Origin of the sequence: Flexivirga aerilata, assembly GCF_013002715.1 — a bacterium.
Lineage (GTDB): Bacteria > Actinomycetota > Actinomycetes > Actinomycetales > Dermatophilaceae > Flexivirga > Flexivirga aerilata.
Map to the genome: position 1 here is coordinate 2,205,074 of NZ_JABENB010000001.1, position 21,047 is coordinate 2,226,120.

Here is a 21,047-nt window from a genome sequence, read left to right on the forward strand (position 1 = left end):
GATGCCGACGAAATTACACTCGCCAATCAGTTGGCACAAGACTGTAATGCGAAATCCGTGTAGCGTCCTTCTGGTGGTGGACAGCTCACTCGTGCCTGCGATCTCGGCCCGTTCGGCGGTGCTGAGTCTGCTGCTGGCGCTGCACCCGCCGAGCCTCAGCACACGCGAAATCATCGCTGCCATGGAGCTTTTCGGCATCTCGGAGCCGACCACGAGGGTCGCGCTCACCCGGATGGTGGCGGCGGGAGATCTGATCCGGGACGAGAGTTCCTACACGCTGTCGGAGCGCTTGTTGCATCGGCAGCGCGACGTCGAACCGCCCGTGCAGCGCCGCTGGCGCGGCACCTGGGAGCTCGCGATCGTCACCACTTCCGGGCGTAGCGCCGCCGACCGCACCGCCCTGCGCCGCGAGATGCAACGGCAGCGCGTCGCCGAGCTGCGTGAAGGTGTCTGGACCCGCCCCGCCAATCTCCGGCGCGAATGGCCGCAGCGCCTGTTGCAGGTGTCGACCTGCTTCGAGGCGCGGCCCACGTCGGACAGTGCGGCCCTCGCCGCGCGTCTCTGGGACCTCGACGGCTGGGCGGCTGCCGGCCGCGCGTTCGTGGAGGCCCTCGACGAGACCACCGACGAGCCGAGTCGCTTTCGCACGATGGTGGCCGCCGTGCGTCACCTGCAGAGTGATCCGCTGCTGCCGGCAGAGTTGCTGCCGACCGACTGGCCCGTCGAGGCGCTGTCCGTGCGCTATGCCGACTACCGCAGCTGGGTCGGCAATCTCGGCCGCAACCGTTGAGCCGGGCGGCGATTCGTCATACCTGCACGGTCAGGTCGGCTGAGACCCAGTGTTCCGGCCGGAGCCGTATGACGACCAGGCCGGTCATCGCCTGTGATGCTGCGAGATAGCCGTCGAGCTCGGCACCGGTCAGGTAACGCGCCGCCAGGTCGGCATTCTCCTGTTGCCCGGCCGCCTCGATCGACGCGACCGAGCCCTCCACGGACACGTACATGGTGCGTGGCGTGACCGTGTCGACCATGAGGCTGAATCGGCCGGCAGCCTTGATGGCCTTACCTTTCCGGGAGTTTTCCTCAGTCAGAATCCATGGCTGCCCGCCCGGTTGGTAGCCGTACCAGATCGGCACGACGAGCGGTGCGCGACCGGGTTCGGCCACCCCGAGCGCGGCGACGTGAGGTGCGGCGAGGAACTGCTGACGCGTGTCCGGTGAAAGTGCCATGCTTCCAGCCTCACACGACGAGGTGGCCGCCCGGTTACGAGTTGCCGTCGGCCTTGTCCAGCGGCACGCTTCCGTGCAGCCCCGGTATGCGACCGCGGCTGCCCATCGCCAGCTTGGAGTGCTTGCGGCCGTAGGCGAAGTAGACAACCAACCCGATCACCAGCCACACCAGGAAACGCAGCCAGGTCTCGACGGCGAGGCTCGCCATCAGGCCGAAGCAGCACAGCGCGGTGACGATCGGCAGCAACGGCACCTGCGGTGTGCGGAACGGTCGCTCCATGCGCGGTTTGGTGCGACGCAGCACCGCCACCGCGATCGCGACCACCACGAACGCGAAAAGCGTGCCGATGCTGACCATTTCGGCGAGGGTCGCGAGCGTGACGAAGGCCGCGATGACGGCGACCACGATCGTCGTACCGACGGTCAGCAGGAACGGCGTGCGGAACTTCGGGTGGGCCCGGCCCACGGACTCCGGCACCAGGCCGTCCCGCGACAACGCGTAGCCGATGCGGCCCATCGCGACGATGTCCACCAGGATCACCGAGCTCAGGCCGCAGACAGCGGCCAGCCCGATGAGGAACCCGGCGATGCCGATGTGCGGTTTGAACGCCTCCGAGATCGGGGCGCCCTCGTCGAGGTTGGTGTACTTCACCATGCCGGTGATCACGAAACTCACTGCGAGATAAAGGAATGTGCAGATCAGCAGCGTCCCGATCAGGCCACGCGGCATGTCCTTGCCCGGGTTCTTGGTCTCCTCGCCGAGGTTGGCGACCGCCTCGAACCCGCTGTAGGCGAAGAACACCACGGCTGCCGCGACGAGCACACCGGCGATCCCGAACGCGGACGGTTGGACGCCCGAAACCCACTGCCACAGCGGCTGTTTCAGCTCCTCGCCGCCGCCCTCGGTGGGCACCGCCTTCGGGAAGAACGGCGTCAGGTTGGACATCTTCAGAAAGAACAGGCCGGCGACGATCACGAAGAGGCACACCGCGACCTTCGTGACCACCAACGCGTTGGTGACCCACTTGGCCTCCCGAATCCCCACCGCCGCAACGCTGCCCAGCACCAGCACGATGAAGACGGCGCCGAGATTGACCGTGGATCCTTCGCCCATGATGCTGTCCCAGAACGACCCGTGCAGGCCTAATGCGCTCTGGAGATAACCGGACCAGCCGCGGGCGACCACCGCTGCGCCCAAAGCGAATTCGAGCACCAGGTCCCACGCGATGATCCAGGCGAAGATCTCCCCGATCGTGGTGTAGGCGTAGGTGTAGGAGCTGCCCGCGGTCGGCACCGCGGACGCGACCTCGGCGTAACACAGCGCCGCCATCATGCTGATGATGCCCGCGATCGCGAACGACACCACGATCGCCGGGCCGGCCTGGTTTTTCGCCTCGACGCCGGTCAGGGTGAAGATGCCGGTGCCGATCACGATGCCGATCCCGAAACCCATCAGATCCCGGGCGGTCAGGGTCTTCGACAGGCCCCCACCGTGGCTCTCGCCCTCGTCATTCTGATGTATGACGGTGTCGACGTCCTTCGTGCGGACGAGCGTTCGTAGAACTCCCATTTCCCTGACAGTAGGGGAACTATGCGCCGAGCGGGAGACGTAGGACCGTGTCAGTCTGCAGAGAAGCGCATTGCCGCAGTCCGGCCCCGGTGCCACGACTTCGGCAGCGGTTGCGTGGTCACGAGTACGTGATCACGCAACGGCCGGCGCTGGCTCACTCAGCGGACGCCGCAGGTTCATCAGCTGGCACAGAGTTCTGAAACTCTGTCCGAACATCCCTAAGCCGACGTCCGTCGGCCACAGCCCAGAAGTACCACCCGTTGGTTGCGCTTTTACGAAGTGAGTGTCCAGCGGCGGACGGCGTGGTGTAGCGCTTGCCGTTTAGCTCGATTGCACCGTCAGCGGTTAGCGTGGCCTCGGCGCCCTTGAAGTCTCGATGAGTCGCAAACAGCTTGTCGCCCGCTGCCAGTAGGCCGGCGCCGATCAAATGTTTCAGTTCGACCCAGTCGCCGGCCTTGGTCTGCGGGTCGATGACCTTGCCGTGGTGGCCATCGGGAACTGGCCACACACGAAGTATCCGGGCGATCAGCTCAGCGGTGCGCTCATCGATCAGCTCCTCGCCCCAGGGCTGGTGCTCGGTTCGCTTAATGACCCGGCCGGTAAGGGTAATGGTGTTGTGATCCTGCAGCGCAGACCGCTTGGAGGGCCAAGAGCCGTTCGAGACCTTCGAGTTGAGGGACGTGGTCAACAGCGTGAGATTGCCGAGCCGATGTACTCGCGCCTGACGTTCATCTGCTTCCTCTGGGGTTGCGGTCGGCCACGTGTCCTTCCAGCTCCGTGGAAGGAGGTGTTCGATCGGGTACCCCTTTCGCTCCAGTTGCGGCTGCCCGGTCTCAGCGCGATAGCTGTCCTCGATTGCTTCGAGGAACATGCGGAGGCGACCTCGTGGGAATCGCGTGTAGACGGCCTCAGTTGCGAGGGTTCTAAGAACTTCCTCGTCGCCTGGCCAATACGTACTCGTCACCTTAAGTCGGGCGAGATGAGCCGTGATGCGCTCGACGAGGCGATCGTCAGGAGTGTTGGTGTTGGCCGCGATGATGTCAGCCACGATACGACCAAGATCGCCGCCCGCCAGACGAAGGAGCTGGCGACGCACCACCCAACTTTCGGCGGCGGTGACGATGGCGGAGACCGTCGCCTCGGACAGATTGCGTCCGGGCTCATGGAGGAATATGAGCAGCGGTTTGAGGATCTCCACACCGCTGACCTGCATCCGGTACACGGCCATTTCGACAGCGCTGAGGCTCCCACCTGGACGGGCAGCAGCCTCGGTCCACGCCTCGTACTGCTGCGCTTGCTGTTTGATGACCGGCAGCAGGTCCGCCATTGTGTGGTCGGATTCGAGTTCGACGTAAGACTTGAATCGGGTGAAGGTCGCCTGTGGACTTACTTCCTCTCCGGTGCGCGCCACAAGCCACTGGTTGAGGAACAGCGAGCTTCGGCTGACGAGATTTCGGCCGACGCTAACCTCCTTCATCCAAAACTTGGTCTCGAAAGGCCAGTCCTCGTGGTAGGCCTTGGTCGTGTCGCCACCTTCTGCTTCTAGGCGTTGGAAGACGAAGTTGCGCACGAGGTCGGCGGCGGTGAGCGGGGTGCCGCGAGCGTTGAGAGTCTCAAAGATCTCTTGCGAGTTCTCAGAAGCCTCCAACTCGATCGAGACCAACTGGAGACCATCGAGCAGGACCGTGGTCAGTTCCTTGGCCTTGGCGACATACTCCTCCGAATCCGTTGTGCCAAGCCACTGCTCGACCACTGTCGAAAAATAGGCATGTGCAGCTACGACTTGCGAGCCGGCGTGTGCCAGGGTGCCGTGGTCCACTGGCGCCTCTGCAGACATCACCTCATCGAAGGCTGCCCGGTCGTTGTTGAGGTGGCGTACCTTGAGGCGGCTGTCGCTTTCCTCGATGTAGATCTCGTCATTGTGGGTGAGACGTTCAAGCTGAGCCGCGAGCCGGGCTTGGTCCGATTCGGCCAGCAGGGCGGCGGTCGCATCCGCAAGAATCTGCAAGGTCGTCAGACGCTGCTGGCCGTCGATCACGTTCCAGGTCGTCAAGCGCTTGCTTTGCGCCTCGTGAGATTGGATGACGACGGCCCCGAGGAAGTGGGTCGCGTGGAGGTGTGGCTCGGCGATCCGTAACTCCGCGATTCGACGGATATCGTTCCATAGTGGCTCCCACTGCTCGTTTTCCCTCCAGACGTAGGGACGCTGGAACAGAGGGATCACGAAGTGCTGCGGCAGGTTGAATAGCTGTAGCGGCGTCCGCTTGAAGGTCTCCACCCTCTAGATACTTCCCTATCGTGGGTCAGAATCGGCAGCATCGACGCAAGTCGTTGGAGGTGGGCGGCGCAGTGCTGACACGCGGAGCGGGAGATAGGAAAGGCTCCGACCATTCCTGGTCCGCGAGTGACGGCTGGATCACCGAGCGACGGCCCGATCGGGGCGTCAACCGGCGAGGGAGCCGTCACTCGGGATCAGATGTCGTGTTGTTGACGACATCCTGCGGGGCTCGGCTGCGGCCGGCGGCTGCTTCGCGACGCCGCCAACCTCCGCCTCACTCCTCAGATGTCGTATTCGTTGACGACATTTCGACCCGTTCCGCTCCGGCCGCGCGCTGCGCTCCTTCGTCGCTTCGCCCGCAACCTACGCTGCACCGGACTAAATGTCGTGCCCGTTTGACGACATCCTGCGGGGCTCGGCTGCGGCCGGCGGCTGCTTCGCGACGCCGCCAACCTCCGCCTCACTCCTCAGATGTCGTGTTGTTGACGACATTTCGACCCGTTCCGCTCCGGCCGCGGGCTGCGCTCCTTCGTCGCTTCGCCCGCAACCTACGCTGCACGGGACTAAATGTCGTAGTACAACTCAAACTCGTGCGGGTGCGGACGGAACCGCAGCGGGTCGACCTCGTTGGTGCGCTTGTAGTCGATCCAGGTCTCGATGAGGTCCTCGGTGAAGACGTCGCCCTCGGTGAGGAAGTCGTGGTCGGCCTCGAGCGCGTCGAGCACGGCCGGCAGCGAGTCGGGCACCTGCGCGATGTTCGCGTGCTCCTCCGGCGGCAGCTCGTAGAGGTCCTTGTCGACCGGCTCCGGCGGCTCGATGCGGTTCTTGATCCCGTCCAGGCCCGCCATCAGCTGCGCCGCGAAGCACAGGTAGGGGTTGGCGCTCGGGTCGGGGATGCGGAACTCGATGCGCTTGGCCTTCGGCGAGGTGCCCGCGATCGGGATGCGGATGCACGCCGAGCGGTTGCGCGCCGAGTAGACCAGGTTGACCGGCGCCTCGTAGCCCGGCACCAGCCGGTGGTAGGAGTTGACCGTCGGGTTGGTGAAGGCCAGCAGCGACGGGGCGTGCTTGAGCAGACCACCGATGTACCAGCGGGCGATGTCGGAGAGGCCGCCATACCCCTTCTCGTCGAAGAACAGCGGCTCGCCGTCCTTCCACAGCGACTGGTGGGTGTGCATGCCCGAACCGTTGTCACCGAACAGCGGCTTCGGCATGAACGTCGCGGTCTTGCCGTTCTCGAACACCGTGTTCTTGACGATGTACTTGAACTTCATGATGTCGTCGCCGGCGCCGAGCAGCGTCGAGAAGGTGTAGTTGATCTCCTGCTGGCCGGCGGTGCCCACCTCGTGGTGCGCGCGCTCGACGTTGAGGCCGACCTCGTGCAGGTTGGTGACGATGTCGTCACGCAGGTCGGCGAAGTGGTCGACGGGGGAGACCGGGAAGTAGCCGCCCTTGTAGCGCGGCTTGTAACCGAGGTTGCCGCCCTCCTCGTCGCGGCCGGTGTTCCACGCGCCCTCGACCGAGTCGATGTAGTAGTAGCCGGCATTCGCCTTCGTCTCGAAGCGGATGTCGTCGAAGATGTAGAACTCCGCCTCCGGCCCGAAGTAGGCCGTGTCGGCGATACCCGTCGACTTCAGGTAGGCCTGCGCCTTGGCGGCGATGTTCCGCGGGTCACGCGAATACGGCTCTCCGGTAAAGGGATCCACGATCGAAAAGTTGAGGATCAGGGTCTTGTGCTTGCGGAACGGGTCGAGGAACGCCGTCGTCGGGTCGGCAATCAGCTTCATGTCCGACTCGTGGATCGCCTGGAAGCCGCGGATCGACGAACCGTCGAACATCGCGCCTTCCTTGAGCGCATCCTCGTCCAGGCTGGCGGCCGGGACGTTGAAGTGCTGCATCACCCCTGGGAGGTCACAGAAGCGGACATCCACGAACTCGATGTCCTCGTCCTTGATGTACTTCAAGACCTCATCGGCGGTGTTGAACATGAAACCTCCATCGATCGGAAAGCACGCAGCCGGCATCAGTGCCCTGCGTCAGCCGCGAGCGTAGGCGCGCACCGTTTCCCGACCATCACCCATAGGTTTCGCCCGTGTTACGTGCGCCGGCGCCTCGGTGGCCGTGCATCAGTATGCCGAGTCGGTCCCGCCCGGCCGGGCGACGCCCACATGATGGAGGTCCGGCGCCCCGCTTAGGCTGGTCGCCGTGGTGAGCAGTGATCGGTCGGGCAGCCCAGCGGGCAACGCAGCCAGCAACCAGGCGGGCAACCCAAACGCGACCGGCTATCCCGGCGAAGCGCTCGGCCTCCCGCAGGACGGCCCGGGCTCGATCGGCCGGCTGGGCCCGCGTGTTGTCGCCCTGCTGATCGACTGGCTGCTCTGCTCGCTCATCGCCGCCGCATTTCTCGGCTATCGCCTCGGCGGGCAGGGCCGCGGCGGTTGGGCGCCGCTCGCGGTCTTCCTGGTCGAGAACGTCGTGCTGATCGGCACGCTCGGTTCGACCGTCGGCCACCGCATCGTCGGGCTGCACGTCTCGAAGGTCACCGGCGCCGCGACGGGACCGCTGCCCGCGCTGATCCGCAGCGTGCTGCTGTGCCTTGTCATACCGGCGGTCGTGTGGGACAAGGACGGCCGCGGCATGCACGACCGGCTCGCCGGCACCATCATCCGCCGGACCCGCTGAGGTCGCCTCAGCGCGTGCGCACGGTCGTGGTCACCGGCGTCGGGTTGGCAAACAGGTCCAGCACCGGGCAGTGCTGGTGCACCGCAGCCTCCAGCTCGTCATAGCGCTCCTGCGGCTCCGGGCCGGTCAGCTCCACCTCGAGCCGTATGGCGGAGAACCCCGGCCGCACGCTCTCGTCGATCCCGAACAGTCCGCGCACGTCGAGGTCCCCCTCGGCCGCGATCGCGACGTCGTCCAGCTGGATGCCGAGCTGCTGGGCGAAGAGCCGGTAGACCACGACCTGGCAGGAGATCAGTGCGCCGAGCGCGTATTCGACCGGGCTGGCGGCGGAGTCGTCGCCGGCCAGCGCGGCCGGCTCGTCGACCCGGAAGGTGTGCTTGCCCGCCGTCAACTCGGTGGCGACGCTGCCGTCGCCGACGCCGCGCACCGCGTAGGTGAGCTTGGCGTTGTCCGGGTCGGCGGCGATGCGGTCCGACCAGCCCTGACCGGCCTCGGTGAGACGTGCTGCGCGGTCGGTGGCGGCGTCGACGGTCTGCGAGGTCATGCGGCACTCCTAGAAGCGAAGTTATTGATGTACAAAGCAAACGTTATGCACCAGGTCGGCAAAAGGCCCCGTCCACCTGGTGGACGAGGCCTGTCACCGACCGCTGCGCCCGGCTCAGCGTCCTTGCTGGTTGGCAGCGGCCGCTGACCCGGTGCTGCGCTCCGGCTCAGCGTCCGCGCAGCGCCTTGCGGTCCATCCGCGGCGCGTTGCGCGGGTCCATGCCCTTGGGGATCGGCGGCTTGGTGGCGCCGAGCGCGCGCAGCCGCTTGTTGACCGCCTGCACCTCGGCGTCGGTCAGCTTCTTGTCGAGCTTGTTCATCGTCTTGGTGAGCTCGCCGACCTTCACGGTGTCGTCACCGGCACCGACGCGCAGCAGGTGCACCGGCACCTCCGCGCCCGCGACCCGGCTGACCCGCTTGCGCTCGGACTCCAGCAGCTTGCGGGCCGCGCCCGACGGTCCCTCGCCGATCAGCACCACGCCCGGCTTGCCGACGGCCCGGAAAACCATTGCGGCGTTTGACAGTTCGCTCATCTTGCGCGCGCGCCCGGCCTCCGCGGCGACCGGCTCCTGCTCGTAGTACCAGCCGCGGCGCAGCCCCTGCAGCACCGCGCTCGTGCCACCGGCCTGGCCGTCCAGAGCGCCGTATGCCGCCCGCTCGGCCAGCCTGCCGAAGACGATCAGCGCCGCCAGCAGACCGAAGATGATGCCGATGATCCCGGTGTAGATGTAGCTGTCGAAGATCAGGTGCAGCAGGAAGGTGACGACCAGGAAGACCACGATGAACGCCGCCGCCATCCACAGCGGGATGAGCGGGTTCTGCTTGATCGACGCCTTCCAGAGCGTCGCGAACTGCGACAATCGGCCCGGGTTGTTCGGGTCCTTCGGCTGACGCGAGAAACGTGACTTCTTGGCGGGTTCGGGCGCGCTCGACATACCCCTCAGGATAGGTCAGCGATGACCCGCCGGTGTCAACCGGCTGTGCGCTCCACGAGCGCGGCCGCCTCCTGGCGCGCCGGCGCGTCCGCGGCGGCCGCGAGGTGCTGCAGGTTGGCCGGCAGCTCGCGCCCCAGCTTGGCCATCGCCCCGGCATACAGCTTGCCCGCGCGGTATGACGAACGCACCAGCGGCCCCGCCATCACGCCGAGGAAGCCGAGCTCGCCGGCGGTGTCGGCCCAGCGCACGAATTCCTCCGGCTTGACCCACCGGTCGATCGGGTGGTGCAGCGGCGACGGGCGGAGATACTGCGTGATCGTGAGGATGTCGCACCCGGCCTCGTGCAGGTCGCGCAGCGCCTGCTCGACCTCGTGGTCCTCCTCGCCCATGCCGAGGATCAGGTTGGACTTGGTGACCAGGCCCGCCTCCTTGGCCATGGTCAGCACCTTGAGCGACTTCTCGTAGGTGAACGCCGGGCGGATGCGCCGGAAGATGCGCGGGACCGTCTCCAGGTTGTGCGCGAACACCTCCGGTCGTGCCTCGAAGACCTGGCCGACCAGCTCGGGCTTGGCGCCGAAGTCGGGCGGCAGGATCTCCACGCCGGTGTTGGGGTTGAGCTCGTGGATCTGCCGGATCGTCTCGGCATAGAGGCCGGCCGCGCCGTCCGGCTGGTCGTCGCGCGCGACGCCGGTCACGGTGCAGTAGCGCAGGTTCATCGTCGCGATCGACTCCGCGACGCGCCGCGGCTCGTCGAGGTCCAGCGCCGTCGGGCGCCCGGTGGCGATGTCGCAGAAGTCGCAGCGCCGCGTGCAGATGTCACCGCCGATGAGGAAGGTCGCCTCGCGGTCCTCCCAGCACTCGAAGATGTTGGGACAGCCCGCCTCCTGGCAGACGGTGTGCAGCCCCTGGCCCTTCACCAACTGGTGCAGGCCGGTGTATGCCGGGCCCATCTTGGCGGTGGTGCGGATCCAGCTGGGCTTGCGCTCGATCGGCGTCTCGGCGTTGCGCGCCTCGACCCGTAGCATCTTGCGTCCCTCGGGTGCGACAGTCACCACACCAGGCTACGTCCGTCCCGGGAGGGCGTTCATTCGGGGCGGCGCAGGTCCAGCCGGGTGTCACCGGTGATGCCGTAGTAGGTGGTCGGGCCGCCGGCGCGCAGCAGCGGGTCCGCGGCGAGGGTGTCGAAGATGCCGTCGTCGAGCAGGCGCTCGTCGATGTGGATGCCGACGACCTCGCCGACCACGAACCAGCTGCCGACGTCCTGCCCCTCCGCCGACTTCAGCGGCACGATCTGGGTGACCTTGCACTCGAAGTTGACCGGTGACGCGGCCACCCGCGGAGCGCTGATCTCGCTCGACGGCGCCGCCTCGATGCCGGCCTCCTCGAACTCGTCGACGTCGTGCGTGGTCGAGGTCGCGTTCATCACCGGGGCGAGCTCGCGCGTGACGAGGTTCCAGGTGAATTCCCTTGTCGCCTCACAGTTTTGGACGGTGCCCTTCCAGCCGTTGCTGGAGAACCCGACGAGCGGCGGCCGGTAGTGCAGCGCGTTGAAGAAGGAGTATGGCGCCAGGTTGCGCCGGCCCTGCGCGTCCAGCGTGCCGATCCAGCCGATCGGCCGCGGCGCGACGATCGCGTTGAACGGGTCGTGGGGGAGTCGGTGGCCTTCGCTCGGGCGGTAGAAATGCACGCTCCGATTGAACTACGGGTGGAACTACTCAGGTGATCGGGGCGACTTCACGCATCCGCCGCAGCCGCCGGACGGCTGAACTTGAGACCATGAGCCACGACATGAGCAATCTGACCGGCAGCCCGTCCTCGCCCGCCCGCCGCGGCCCGAACGTCGTCGACCAGGTGTTTGCGATCATCGCCGGCGGTCTGCTGACTCTCTTCGATCTCTTCCTCGGCTTCTTCGCCTACCTGGGCGTGGCGATGGGCGCGGGCTCACAGGGCCTGCTCGTCGGTGTGCTGCTCCTGCTGATCGCGTCCTGCGTCGTCACCTGGGCCGGCATCGTCGCCGCTTCCTCCCGCGGGGGCGTGGTGTTCGTGTGGCCGGTGCTCGGCGCGGCCTTCACCGGGTGCGCGTTCCTGGCGCTGTCGGCCGCGTCCTGACGTGACGCGCGGGTGCCGGTGCGCGGCTCCCGTCATACGGTGTGCTGGTGATCGAACTCAAGACCCCCGCCGAAGTCGAGGCGATGAAACCGGCCGGACGCTTCGTCGCGTCGGTGCTGACCGCCCTGCGCGAGGCGGCCGACGTCGGCGTCAACCTGCTCGACCTGGACGCTCTCGCGCACCGGATGATCAAGGATGCCGGCGGCGAGTCCTGCTACATCGACTATCACCCGAGCTTCGGCGCGAGCCCCTTCGGCAAGGTGCTCTGCACCAGCGTCAACGACGCGGTGCTGCACGGCCTGCCGCACGACTACACGTTGCGCGACGGCGACCTGCTGTCGGTGGATTTCGCTGCCAGCATTGACGGTTGGGTCTCCGACTCGGCGTTGTCGGTGATCGTGGGCACGCCGGACCCGGAGGACCAGCGGGTCATCGACACCACCGAGCGCGCGCTCGCGGCGGCGATCGAGGTGGCCCGCCCGGGCAACAAGATCGGAGACATCTCGGCGACGATCGCGCAGGTCGCGCACGGCGAGGGCTACCGGGTCAACACGCAGTTCGGCGGGCACGGCGTCGGCCGCACCATGCACGGCGACCCGCACGTGGCCAACGACGGGCGCGCCGGGCGCGGGCTGAAGCTGCAGCCGGGCCTGGTGATCGCGATCGAGCCGTGGTTCATGCGCGGCACCGACGAGATCTACACCGACAAGGACGGCTGGACGCTGCGCTCGGCCGACGGGTCGCGCGGCGCGCACTCCGAGCACACCATTGCGATCACCGAGGGCGACCCGATCGTCTTCACCGATCGCGCAGCCGTATGACGCAGGACCTCCCCGGGCAGCCGGGGTTGCGCGTCGCCGAGGCGACCCGCGAGCAGGTGCCGGCCATCGTCGAGCTCCTTACGGACGACCCGATCGGCAGCACGCGCGAGTCGAGTGACCTCGCGGCATACGAAAACGCCTTTGCCGCAGTCGATGCCGACCCGGCTCACGAGTTGCTGGTGCTGCTGGACGAGCACGACGCCGTGGTCGGCACGCTGCAGCTGAGTTTCCTGCCGGGGCTGGCCCGCGGCGGCGCGCTCCGCGCACACATCGAGGCGGTGCGGGTCGCGAGATCGTTGCGCGGACGCGGCGCCGGGCGGGCCTTCTTCGGCTACGCCATGGGGCGGGCGCGCGACCGCGGCGCCGCGCTGGTCGAGCTGACCAGCGATCTGCGCCGCCCCGACGCCATCCGGTTCTACGAGTCGCTCGGCTTCACCCACAGCCATGCCGGAATGAAGCTGCCCTTGACCACATCCTGACGGGTGGCTGGCAGCAGACTGGCGCCATGTCGCCGCACACCTGCACACGTCGCACGCTCCTGACCGGGGTGGGGGCCACCGCCGTCGGCACCCTGATCTGGCCGCAATCGGCGCACGCCGCGGTTGCCGGCTACGACCCGTACTACCCCGAATACGGGGACACGCGATATGCGGTCGCCCACTACGACGTCAAGCTGGGCTACAGCTCGGCGTCGGGTGCGATGTGGGGCCGCACGATCATGTCGGGCACGGTGCGCTCCACGACGAGCTCCCTCGAGATCGACTACGCACTGAACGTGACGGCGGTGACCGTCAACGGCCGGAGGGCGTCGTTCGCCCGCGGCACCGGCAACGCCGTGCGCAGCCTGCGCAAGTACGTCGTCTCCGGCTTCGGCACGGTGACCGCCGGGCAGGCCCTCACGATCGTCGTCGAACACACCGGCTATCCGGCCAAGGTCTACGCCGCCCACCCGCGCACCCCCGGCTACCTCGGCAACACCGGCGTGATGACGACGCCGGACGGCGGCATCACCTTCGTCGGCGAGCCGACGGTCGGGGTCTACTGGCACGCCTGCAACGACCGGCTCACCAACAAGGCGACCTACTCGATCAGCGTCGCGAGCCAATCGGTCAACACCGTGCTGCTCAGCGGGCCGTCGACGAGCTCGGTCGCGAACGCCACGGTCACCGCGAAAAGTGTTGTGTCGCAGCCGGTTACGACATACGCGCCGGGCATCACGATCGGGCGCTACACGGTGCGGAAGGGCACGGTGAGCATCGGGGGACGGTCCCTGCCTTACACGTATGCCGTGGCCGCCGGTGCGAGCACCACCGTCCGGGACCGCGCGTTCCGGCTGCTCGCCGAGGTCACCCCGAAGGCGCTCGGCAACTACGCCTCGTGGTTCGGCGCCTACCCGTTCGACGCCGTCGGCGGGCGGGTCGTCGACGGCAGCACGGCAGCCCTCGCGCAGGAGACGCTCGGCGCGCCGACCTTCACCCTCGACTACTTCCGGGACAAGCCCGACACCTCGATCCGCCGCCTGATCAGCCACGAGAACGCGCACATGTGGTTCGGCAACAGTGCCACCGCGTCGCGCTGGTCGGAGGTCGGCTTCATCCACGAGGGCATCGCCACGCTCATGGAGTGGGACTACGTCAGCATCACCTCCACCATGCTCGCGCGGTATGGCGCCACCACCTGGTCGGGCCGGTCGATCGTCAACCCGGGGCCGGGATACGAGGTCGGCAACGCCGGCATCCAGTCCTACACGCGGGCACCGGCCGTGATGGGCCGGCTGCGGCAGCAACTCGGGACGACGGCGTTCAACGCCTTCCTCCGAGGGCTCGCGACCGGCCACCGCTACGGCAATGTCAGCCTCGGCCAGTTCAAGGCCGAGGCCGAACGCGCCGCAGGCCGCAGCCTCGCCACCTTCTGGTCGACCTACCTCAGGTAAGCCGTCCGCACAAGTAGAGTGGCCGGGATCGTCCGCCCTGCCCTCGCCTAGGAGTCCGCCCGCTCGTGTACGTCAAGAGCCTGACCCTGAAGGGCTTCAAGTCCTTCGCCTCGGCGACCTCGATGAAGCTCGAGCCCGGCATCACCTGCATCGTCGGCCCCAACGGCTCCGGCAAGTCCAACGTCGTCGACGCGCTCGCGTGGGTGATGGGCGAGCAGGGGGCCAAGAGCCTGCGCGGCGGCAAGATGGAGGACGTCATCTTCGCGGGCACGCCGGGGCGCGCGCCGCTCGGACGCGCCGAGGTGACGCTCACGATCGACAACTCCGACGGGGCGCTGCCGATCGACTACACCGAGGTGACGATCAGCCGCACGATGTTCAAGGGCGGCGGCTCCGAATATGCGATCAACGGCACGTCGTGCCGGCTGCTCGACATCCAGGAGTTGCTGAGCGACTCCGGCATCGGCCGGGAGATGCACGTCATCGTCGGGCAGGGGCAGCTCGACGCCGTGCTGCGCGCGACGCCGGAGGAGCGGCGCGGCTTCATCGAGGAAGCCGCCGGTGTGCTCAAGCACCGCAAGCGCAAGGAGCGGGCGATCCGCAAGCTCGACGCGATGGAGGGCAACCTCGCCCGCGTCACCGACCTCACCACCGAGATCCGCCGTCAGCTCGGTCCGCTCGGCCGGCAGGCCGAGACCGCCCGCAAGGCGGCGACGATCCAGGCCGATGTGCGCGACGCCCGGCTGCGGCTGCTCGCCGACGACCTGGCGCAGCTGACGAGCACGCTGGAGCAGGAGGTCGCCGACGAGACGGCGCTGCTGGAGCGGCAGAAGTCGGTCGAGCAGTCGCTCGCGGCCGCCAAGCAGCGGCTCGACCAGCTGGAGGCCGAGGCCGCCGCGGCCGCGCCCGCGCTCACCAAGGCGCAGGAGCAGTGGTTCGCGCTGTCGTCGCTGGGGGAGCGCATTGAGGCGACGGCCAGTCTCGCCGCCGAGCGCGTGCGGCTGCTCAGCGAGGACGACGAGCACGAGGAGTCGCGCTCGGGCCGCAGCCCGGAGCAGCTGCAGGAACAGGCATCGCGGGTGCGCGACGAGCACGATCAGCTGCAGTCGCAGATCGCCTCGGCCAAGGTCGCGCTGGAGCAGGCGACCACCCGGCGTGCGGACCTGGAGCAGGCGCACCAGGCCGAGCAACAGCGGCTGACCAAGCTCGCCCGGGCCGCGGCCGACCGGCGCGAGGGCCTGGCCAAGCTCGAGGGGCAGGTCGCCGCCCGGCGCAGCCGCATCGAGGCGGGGGAGTCCGAGCTGGGCCGGCTCGCCACCAGCAGCACCGAGATCGCCGAGCGTTCCGCGCGGGCCGAGAAGGAGTTTGCCGCGCTCGAGGCGACCATCGCCGACGACGAGGCCGGCGAGGAGGATCTCGACGCGGCATACGAGGCGGCGCAGGGCCGGCTCGACGCGGTCAAGCAGACCTTCGACGAGGCCCGGGAGGCCGAGCAGACCGCCGAGCGCGAACGCACCGGTCACCAGGCGCGGCTGGAGGCGCTTGAGCTCAGCCTGCGGCGCAAGGATGGCGCCGCGCACCTGCTCGGCCGCGACGACCGCGCGGGTGTGCGCGGCTCGGTCTCGGAGCTGGTGACGGTCGAGACCGGCCACGAGGCGGCGATCGCCGCGGCCCTCGGCTGGGCTGCCGACGCGATCGTGGTCGACACGCTCGACGACGCCGCCCGATCGGTGGAAACGCTGCGTGCTGACGACGCCGGTCGGGCCGGGCTGCTCGTCGGCGCGACCGCGCGCCCGGAAGCCGACGGCGACTGGCCGGCACTTCCCGACGGCGCCCGCTGGGCGCGCAGCGTCGTCACGGCGCCGGACGACGTGCGGCCCGCAGTCGACCAACTGCTCGACCGGGTCGCCCTGGTCGACTCGCTCGACATCGCGAAAACCGTTGCAGGCGGCCACGATCGGGTGATCGCAGTCACCCCCGAGGGCGATGTGTATGCCGCGGGCTTCGCACGCGGGGGCTCCGCGTCGGCGCCCAGCCTGCTCGAGATCCAGTCGGCATACGACGAGACGAAGGAGCAGGTCGAGCGCGCGACCCACCGGCGGCAGCAGGCGCAGTTCGCCGGCGAGCAGGCCCGCACCCAGATGGTCGAGCTCAGCGCGGTCGTGGACGAGGCGCTCGAGCGGCTCAATGAGTCCGACGCCCGCATGAACGCAGTCGCCGAGCAGCTGAGCCAGCTCGGTCAGGTGATCCGCGGTGCCCGCTCGGAGCGGGAGCGGTTGCAGGCCGCGCAGACCGCCGCCGAGGAGCAGCTCACCGCCGGCCGTGCCGAGCTGGCCGACCTCGAGCAGCGGCTGGCCGCGGCGCACGAGGAGCCCGGCGAGGAGGAGCCGACCACCGACGAACGCGACCGGCTCGCCGCCGAAGCCGCCGCGGCGCGTAGTGCCGAGACCGAGGAGCGGCTCGGTCTACGCACTCGCGAGGAGCGTGCACGGTCACTTGCCGACCGGGTGAAATCGCTTGAGGCTGCTGCGCGTTCGGAGATCGAGGCTCGTGAGCGGGCGCGAGCCCGGCGCGAACGCCGGGCGCGGGACGCGAAGGTGGCTGCCGCCGTACAGGCCGGAGCGGGGCACGCCGGGGCCGTCGTCGCGCGTCTGCTGGAGACCGCCGCCGAGCGGCGCGCCGAGGCGGAGCGGATCAAGGGCGAGACCGACCGGATGCTGCGCGGCGAGCGCGAGAAGGTCAGCGCGATCGGCGACGAGCTGCGCGAACTTACCGACACCGTGCACCGGGACGAGGTCGCGCGGGCCCAGCAGCGGCTGCGGATCGAGAACCTGCAGACCAAGGCCGTCGAGGAGCACGGCATCGAACCCGACGTGCTCGTCGAGGAATTCGGTCCGCACCAGCTGGTGCCGCACGTGCCCGGCCCCGACGACGACCCGGACAACCTGCCGGAGCCGGTGCCCTTCGTGCGCGACGTCCAGGAGAAGCGGCTGCGTTCGGCCGAGCGCAAGCTGAGCCAGCTCGGGCGGGTCAACCCGCTGGCACTGGAGGAGTTCGCGGCGCTGGAGGAGCGGCACAAGTTCCTCACCGAGCAGCTGGAGGACCTGAAGAAGTCCAAGCAGGACCTGCTCGACATCGTCGCCGAGGTCGACAAGCGGGTCGAGGAGGCGTTCAGCGACGCATTCCACGACACCGCAAGGGAATTCGAGGGTGTCTTCAGCCGGCTGTTCCCTGGCGGCGACGGGCGCATCACGCTCACCGAGCCCGGCAACATGCTGACCACCGGCATCGAGGTCGAAGCGCGTCCGCCGGGCAAGAAGATCAAGCGGCTGTCACTGCTGTCCGGTGGCGAGCGGTCACTGGTCGCGGTGGCGCTGCTGGTCGCGATCTTCAAGGCCCGGCCGAGCCCGTTCTACATCATGGACGAGGTCGAGGCGGCGCTCGACGATGCCAACCTCGGCCGGCTCATCACGCTCTTCGAGGAGTTGCGCGACTCCAGCCAGCTGATCGTGATCACCCACCAGAAGCGCACCATGGAGGTCGCCGACGCGCTGTATGGCGTGAGCATGCGCGGCGACGGCGTCACCACGGTCGTGTCGCAGCGCATCAAGGACGTCTCGCCCGGCGGCGAGCTCAAGGTGGAGACCACCGGCAGCGCGACCGAGGGCCACCGGGCGGAGGACCAGCCGGTCGACCACGGGATCGCCGCACTCTCGTCGATGAGCTGAGCCCGCGCCGCGCCGGGGGCGGTAGCGCGACGTCGCCGGCATCCCGGTAGCGCGGCGTGCGTAACCCGCGACTGTTGCGACTTGTGCACGCCTGCGGCGGGTTTCGCGTGCGTACGCCGCGACCGTTGCGACTTGTGCACGCCTGCGGCGGGTTTCGCGTGCGTACGCCGCGACCGTCGCGACTTGTGCACGCCTGCGGCTGGTTTCGCGTGCGTAGGCCGCGATCGTTGCGACGTGTGCACGCCTGCGGCTGGTTTCGCGTGCGTACGCCGCGATCGTTGCGACGTGTGCACGCCTGCGGCTGGTTTCGCGTGCGTACGCCGCGACTGTTGCGACGTGTGCACGCCTGCGGCTGGTTTCGCGTGCGTAGGCCGCGATTGTCGCGACGTGTGCACGCCTGCGCCCCGTTTCGCGTGCGCACCCCGCGACTGTCGCGACTTGTGCACGCCCGCGCGCATCTCGTAAGTGGTGGTGCGGCTGACGTCACCATCGCTTACGAGACCGGCGCCTGCTCGCCGAGTCCGCGTGCGCACCCTGCGATCGTCGCGACTTCTGCACGCGTGCGGCCCGTTTCGCGTGCGCACCCCGCGATCGTCGCGACTTGTGCACGCGTGCGCGCATCTCGTAAGTGGTGGTGCGGCTGACGTCACCATCGCTTACGAGACCGGCGCCTGCTCGCCGAGTCCGCGTGCGTAACCCGCGACCGTCGCGACTTGTGCACGCGCAGAGCGGGTTGGGCGTGCGTACGCCGCGACCGTCGCGACTTGTGCACGCCGCCGCCGCCCGCGCGCATGCCGCCGGCACCCGCCGGAATAACCCCGCACCCCACCCCGTTACACCGCTCAGTTAGTTAAAATTTGAGACATAGGGGAGTGAGTTAGACAATGCAGTTCGGACTGTTCAGCGTCGGCGACGTCACGACGGACCCGACCAACGGACGCACACCGACCGAGGCCGAGCGCGTGCAGTCGATGGTGGCGATCGCCAAGAAGGCCGAGGAAGTCGGCCTGGACGTCTTCGCCAGCGGCGAGCACCACAACCCGCCGTTCGTGCCCTCGTCGCCGACCACGATGCTCGGCTACATCGCCGCGCAGACCGAAAACCTCACGCTGTCCACCTCCACCACGCTGATCACGACCAACGACCCGGTGAAGATCGCCGAGGACTTCGCGATGCTGCAGCACCTCGCCGGCGGCCGCGTCGACCTGATGATGGGTCGCGGCAACACCGGTCCGGTCTACCCGTGGTTCGGCAAGGACATCCGCAAGGGCATCCCGCTCGCGGTCGAGAACTACCACCTGCTGCGTCGCCTCTGGCGCGAGAAGGTCGTGGACTGGGAGGGCGAGTTCCGCACCCCGCTGCACGGCTACACCTCGACGCCCGCACCACTCGACGGGGTGCCGCCGTTCGTGTGGCACGGCTCGATCCGCAGCCCGGAGATCGCCGAGCAGGCCGCCTTCTACGGCGACGGCTTCTTCCACAACCACATCTTCTGGAACAAGGAGCACACCGAGGCGATGGTGAAGCTCTACCGCCAGCGCTTCGAGCACTACGGACATGGCGCCGCCGACCAGGCGATCGTCGGGCTCGGCGGCCAGATCTTCATGGCCGACACCGAGAAGGAGGCCGTACGCCGCTTCCGGCCCTACTTCGACAACGCCCCGGTCTACGGACACGGCCCGTCGCTCGAGAGCTTCACCCGCGACACCCCGCTGACCGTCGGCACTCCCGAGCAGGTCATCGAGCGCACGCTCGGCTTCGCCGACTACGTGGGTGACTACCAGCGTCAGCTGTTCCTGGTCGACCACGCTGGTCTGCCGCTGGAGCAGGTGCTGGAGCAGATCGAGATCCTCGGCAAGGAGGTCGTGCCGGTGCTGCGTCGCGAGTTCGAGGCGCGCCGTCCGGCGCACGTGCCGAGCGACCCGCCCACGCACAGCTCCCTGCTGGCGCAGGGCCCGGACTCGCCGCACCTGAAGGTCATCAACGCGACCGCCGGCCTGGAGCAGGCCGACGACGCCAAGAACGCCGAGAACGCCGAGGTGTCGGCATGACCCGCAAACTCGTGGTCGTGACCGCCGGTCTGAGTCAGCCCAGCAGCACCCGGCTGCTGGCTGACCAGATCTCCGGCGCGGTCGCCGCGGAGGTGACCGCGCGCGGCGAGGCGCTCGACATACAGGTCATCGAACTGCGAGAGCTGGCAGTCGACCTCGCGACCATGATGGCAACAGCTGGTATGCCGACCAGCCGCCTCAACGAGGCCCGCGAGCAGGTGTCGGCCGCCGACGGGATGATCGTCGTCACGCCGGTCTTCGCGGCGAGCTACAGCGGCGTCTTCAAGATGTTCTTCGACGCCCTGGACCCGGACGCGCTGAACGGCATGCCGGTCGTCATCGCCGCGACCGCGGGCACCCCGCGGCACTCGATGGTGCTGGACCACGCGCTGCGCCCGCTGCTGACCCACCTGCGCGCGGTCGTGATGCCGACCGGCGTCTTCGCCGCGACCGAGGACTTCGGTGGCGGCGCCGACGGGCAGCAGCTCAGCGCGCGCATCGGACGCGCCGCCGACGAGCTGGCCGGACAACTCGTCACCGACGGTGGCGGCTCGGTCGGCGGTTTCACCCCCAACTCTGCCGACACCAAGCAGCGGGACTCTGGAGTGCACGTGCCCGCACAGGTCACGCCGTTCGCGAAGCTGCTGGACGGACACTCCGGCTGACCGCACATTAGGCTGGCCGCATGACCACCCCGGACCTTGCCGCACCGCGCACTCGGCAGCCCTCACGGGCCGACCGGGTGCGCGGCCCGTTGCTGGGGGCGGTCGGCGGCGTGGCGGCGTTGGTACTGCTGCGGATCCACGATCCGCACGGTTCCGGGTCCTACGGCTACTGCCCGTTCCTCACCGTCACCGGCGCACCGTGCCCGCTCTGCGGTGGCCTGCGCGCGATGAACGACCTGACACACGGCAACCTCTCCGCGGCGCTGCTCAGCAATGCGGCCGCGGTCTTCATCCTGGTTGCCGGCGCAGTGCTGATCGCGCGCTGGTTCGTCCGCCGCTGGAAGGGCGACGCCGAAGCCGCGCTGCTGCCGGCGGGGCGTATGCCGCTGCTGATCTTCGGCGTCGCGATGATCGTCTTCACCGTCTACCGATGGACGCCCTGGGGCAGCTGGCTCTACCAGGGTTGAGACGCCCGGCGGCTGCGGCGCGGGAAAGCGCCCATA

At 68.4% G+C, this 21,047-nt stretch carries 18 protein-coding genes; 10 read left to right on the forward strand and 8 right to left on the reverse strand.

The annotated features are described in order from the left end of the window. Positions 1–73 precede the first annotated feature (73 nt). The gene (locus HJ588_RS10365; protein ID WP_212755400.1) at positions 74–790 is read left to right on the forward strand and encodes a PaaX domain-containing protein, C- domain protein; all 717 of its coding nucleotides are present in this window, start codon (positions 74–76) and stop codon (positions 788–790) included. A 16-nt stretch (positions 791–806) separates the two neighbouring features. Here the strand turns inward: HJ588_RS10365 and HJ588_RS10370 are convergent, their stop codons facing one another. From HJ588_RS10370 to glnA, 4 genes are all read right to left on the reverse strand, one after another. Then, positions 807–1,229: a pyridoxamine 5'-phosphate oxidase family protein gene (locus tag HJ588_RS10370; protein WP_171154635.1), complete on the reverse strand. Its 423-nt coding sequence runs from the start codon at positions 1,227–1,229 to the stop codon at positions 807–809. A gap of 34 nt (positions 1,230–1,263) precedes the next feature. Beyond that, on the reverse strand, positions 1,264–2,799 hold the full coding sequence (locus tag HJ588_RS10375) for an APC family permease (RefSeq protein WP_171154637.1): 1,536 nt from the start codon (positions 2,797–2,799) through the stop codon (positions 1,264–1,266). Positions 2,800–2,953: 154 nt separating this feature from the next. Further along, a complete protein-coding gene (locus HJ588_RS10380) occupies positions 2,954–5,077 on the reverse strand; it encodes a GmrSD restriction endonuclease domain-containing protein (RefSeq protein ID WP_171154639.1) in 2,124 nt (707 codons plus the stop codon). Positions 5,078–5,640: 563 nt separating this feature from the next. After that, a complete protein-coding gene (gene glnA / locus HJ588_RS10385; RefSeq protein ID WP_171154641.1) occupies positions 5,641–7,065 on the reverse strand; it encodes a type I glutamate--ammonia ligase in 1,425 nt (474 codons plus the stop codon). A gap of 220 nt (positions 7,066–7,285) precedes the next feature. Here glnA and HJ588_RS10390 point away from each other — a divergent pair, with 220 nt between their 5' ends. After that, a complete protein-coding gene (locus HJ588_RS10390) occupies positions 7,286–7,759 on the forward strand; it encodes an RDD family protein (protein ID WP_171155644.1) in 474 nt (157 codons plus the stop codon). A 7-nt stretch (positions 7,760–7,766) separates the two neighbouring features. Here the strand turns inward: HJ588_RS10390 and HJ588_RS10395 are convergent, their stop codons facing one another. The 4 genes from HJ588_RS10395 to HJ588_RS10410 all read right to left on the reverse strand — a co-directional run bounded on the left by HJ588_RS10395 (position 7,767) and on the right by HJ588_RS10410 (position 10,924). Then, positions 7,767–8,303 carry an OsmC family protein gene (locus HJ588_RS10395; protein WP_171154643.1) on the reverse strand — a complete coding sequence of 179 codons (537 nt, stop codon included), beginning with the start codon at positions 8,301–8,303 and terminating at the stop codon, positions 7,767–7,769. A gap of 166 nt (positions 8,304–8,469) precedes the next feature. Continuing rightward, entirely contained in the window at positions 8,470–9,237 is a 768-nt protein-coding gene (locus tag HJ588_RS10400; RefSeq protein WP_171154645.1) for a DUF4191 domain-containing protein, read from the reverse strand. A gap of 35 nt (positions 9,238–9,272) precedes the next feature. After that, the gene (lipA, locus tag HJ588_RS10405) at positions 9,273–10,289 is read right to left on the reverse strand and encodes a lipoyl synthase (RefSeq protein ID WP_171154647.1); all 1,017 of its coding nucleotides are present in this window, start codon (positions 10,287–10,289) and stop codon (positions 9,273–9,275) included. A gap of 32 nt (positions 10,290–10,321) precedes the next feature. Continuing rightward, positions 10,322–10,924, reverse strand: coding sequence for a flavin reductase (locus tag HJ588_RS10410; protein WP_171154649.1), 603 nt, complete (start codon positions 10,922–10,924; stop codon positions 10,322–10,324). 101 nt (positions 10,925–11,025) lie between these two features. Between HJ588_RS10410 and HJ588_RS10415 the strand changes: the two genes are divergently transcribed. The 8 genes from HJ588_RS10415 (at position 11,026) to HJ588_RS10450 (ending at position 21,011) form a co-directional block, all read left to right on the forward strand. After that, positions 11,026–11,346 carry a hypothetical protein gene (locus tag HJ588_RS10415; protein WP_171154651.1) on the forward strand — a complete coding sequence of 107 codons (321 nt, stop codon included), beginning with the start codon at positions 11,026–11,028 and terminating at the stop codon, positions 11,344–11,346. Positions 11,347–11,393: 47 nt separating this feature from the next. After that, on the forward strand, positions 11,394–12,167 hold the full coding sequence (map, locus tag HJ588_RS10420; protein ID WP_171154653.1) for a type I methionyl aminopeptidase: 774 nt from the start codon (positions 11,394–11,396) through the stop codon (positions 12,165–12,167). Next, complete coding sequence (locus HJ588_RS10425) at positions 12,164–12,646, forward strand: GNAT family N-acetyltransferase (RefSeq protein WP_171154656.1); 483 nt, start codon at positions 12,164–12,166, stop codon at positions 12,644–12,646. Before map ends, HJ588_RS10425 begins: the two co-directional genes overlap by 4 nt. Before the next feature lie 26 nt (positions 12,647–12,672). Continuing rightward, the gene (locus HJ588_RS10430; protein WP_171154658.1) at positions 12,673–14,100 is read left to right on the forward strand and encodes a M1 family aminopeptidase; all 1,428 of its coding nucleotides are present in this window, start codon (positions 12,673–12,675) and stop codon (positions 14,098–14,100) included. Between the two features lie 65 nt (positions 14,101–14,165). Continuing rightward, positions 14,166–17,828, forward strand: coding sequence for a chromosome segregation protein SMC (smc, locus tag HJ588_RS10435; RefSeq protein ID WP_171154660.1), 3,663 nt, complete (start codon positions 14,166–14,168; stop codon positions 17,826–17,828). Positions 17,829–18,712: 884 nt separating this feature from the next. Next, the gene (locus tag HJ588_RS10440; RefSeq protein WP_171154662.1) at positions 18,713–19,879 is read left to right on the forward strand and encodes an LLM class flavin-dependent oxidoreductase; all 1,167 of its coding nucleotides are present in this window, start codon (positions 18,713–18,715) and stop codon (positions 19,877–19,879) included. After that, positions 19,876–20,544 (forward strand): FMN reductase, encoded by a 669-nt coding sequence (locus HJ588_RS10445; RefSeq protein WP_171154664.1) that lies wholly within the window; start codon positions 19,876–19,878, stop codon positions 20,542–20,544. The genes HJ588_RS10440 and HJ588_RS10445 overlap by 4 nt, the downstream gene beginning before the upstream one ends. Positions 20,545–20,564: 20 nt before the next feature. Beyond that, complete coding sequence (locus HJ588_RS10450; RefSeq protein ID WP_171154666.1) at positions 20,565–21,011, forward strand: DUF2752 domain-containing protein; 447 nt, start codon at positions 20,565–20,567, stop codon at positions 21,009–21,011. Positions 21,012–21,047: the final 36 nt, after the last annotated feature.

Bases quoted from the DNA above. Each gene is read 5' to 3' on its own strand.
- HJ588_RS10375 (WP_171154637.1), bottom strand. From the start codon at position 2,799: ATGGGAGTTCTACGAACGCTCGTCCGCACGAAGGACGTCGACACCGTC.
- HJ588_RS10395 (WP_171154643.1), bottom strand. From the start codon at position 8,303: ATGACCTCGCAGACCGTCGACGCCGCCACCGACCGCGCAGCACGTCTC.
- HJ588_RS10430 (WP_171154658.1), top strand. From the start codon at position 12,673: ATGTCGCCGCACACCTGCACACGTCGCACGCTCCTGACCGGGGTGGGG.
- HJ588_RS10370 (WP_171154635.1), bottom strand. From the start codon at position 1,229: ATGGCACTTTCACCGGACACGCGTCAGCAGTTCCTCGCCGCACCTCAC.
- HJ588_RS10450 (WP_171154666.1), top strand. From the start codon at position 20,565: ATGACCACCCCGGACCTTGCCGCACCGCGCACTCGGCAGCCCTCACGG.
- HJ588_RS10425 (WP_171154656.1), top strand. From the start codon at position 12,164: ATGACGCAGGACCTCCCCGGGCAGCCGGGGTTGCGCGTCGCCGAGGCG.
- HJ588_RS10415 (WP_171154651.1), top strand. From the start codon at position 11,026: ATGAGCAATCTGACCGGCAGCCCGTCCTCGCCCGCCCGCCGCGGCCCG.
- glnA (WP_171154641.1), bottom strand. From the start codon at position 7,065: ATGTTCAACACCGCCGATGAGGTCTTGAAGTACATCAAGGACGAGGAC.
- HJ588_RS10440 (WP_171154662.1), top strand. From the start codon at position 18,713: ATGCAGTTCGGACTGTTCAGCGTCGGCGACGTCACGACGGACCCGACC.
- HJ588_RS10445 (WP_171154664.1), top strand. From the start codon at position 19,876: ATGACCCGCAAACTCGTGGTCGTGACCGCCGGTCTGAGTCAGCCCAGC.
- HJ588_RS10400 (WP_171154645.1), bottom strand. From the start codon at position 9,237: ATGTCGAGCGCGCCCGAACCCGCCAAGAAGTCACGTTTCTCGCGTCAG.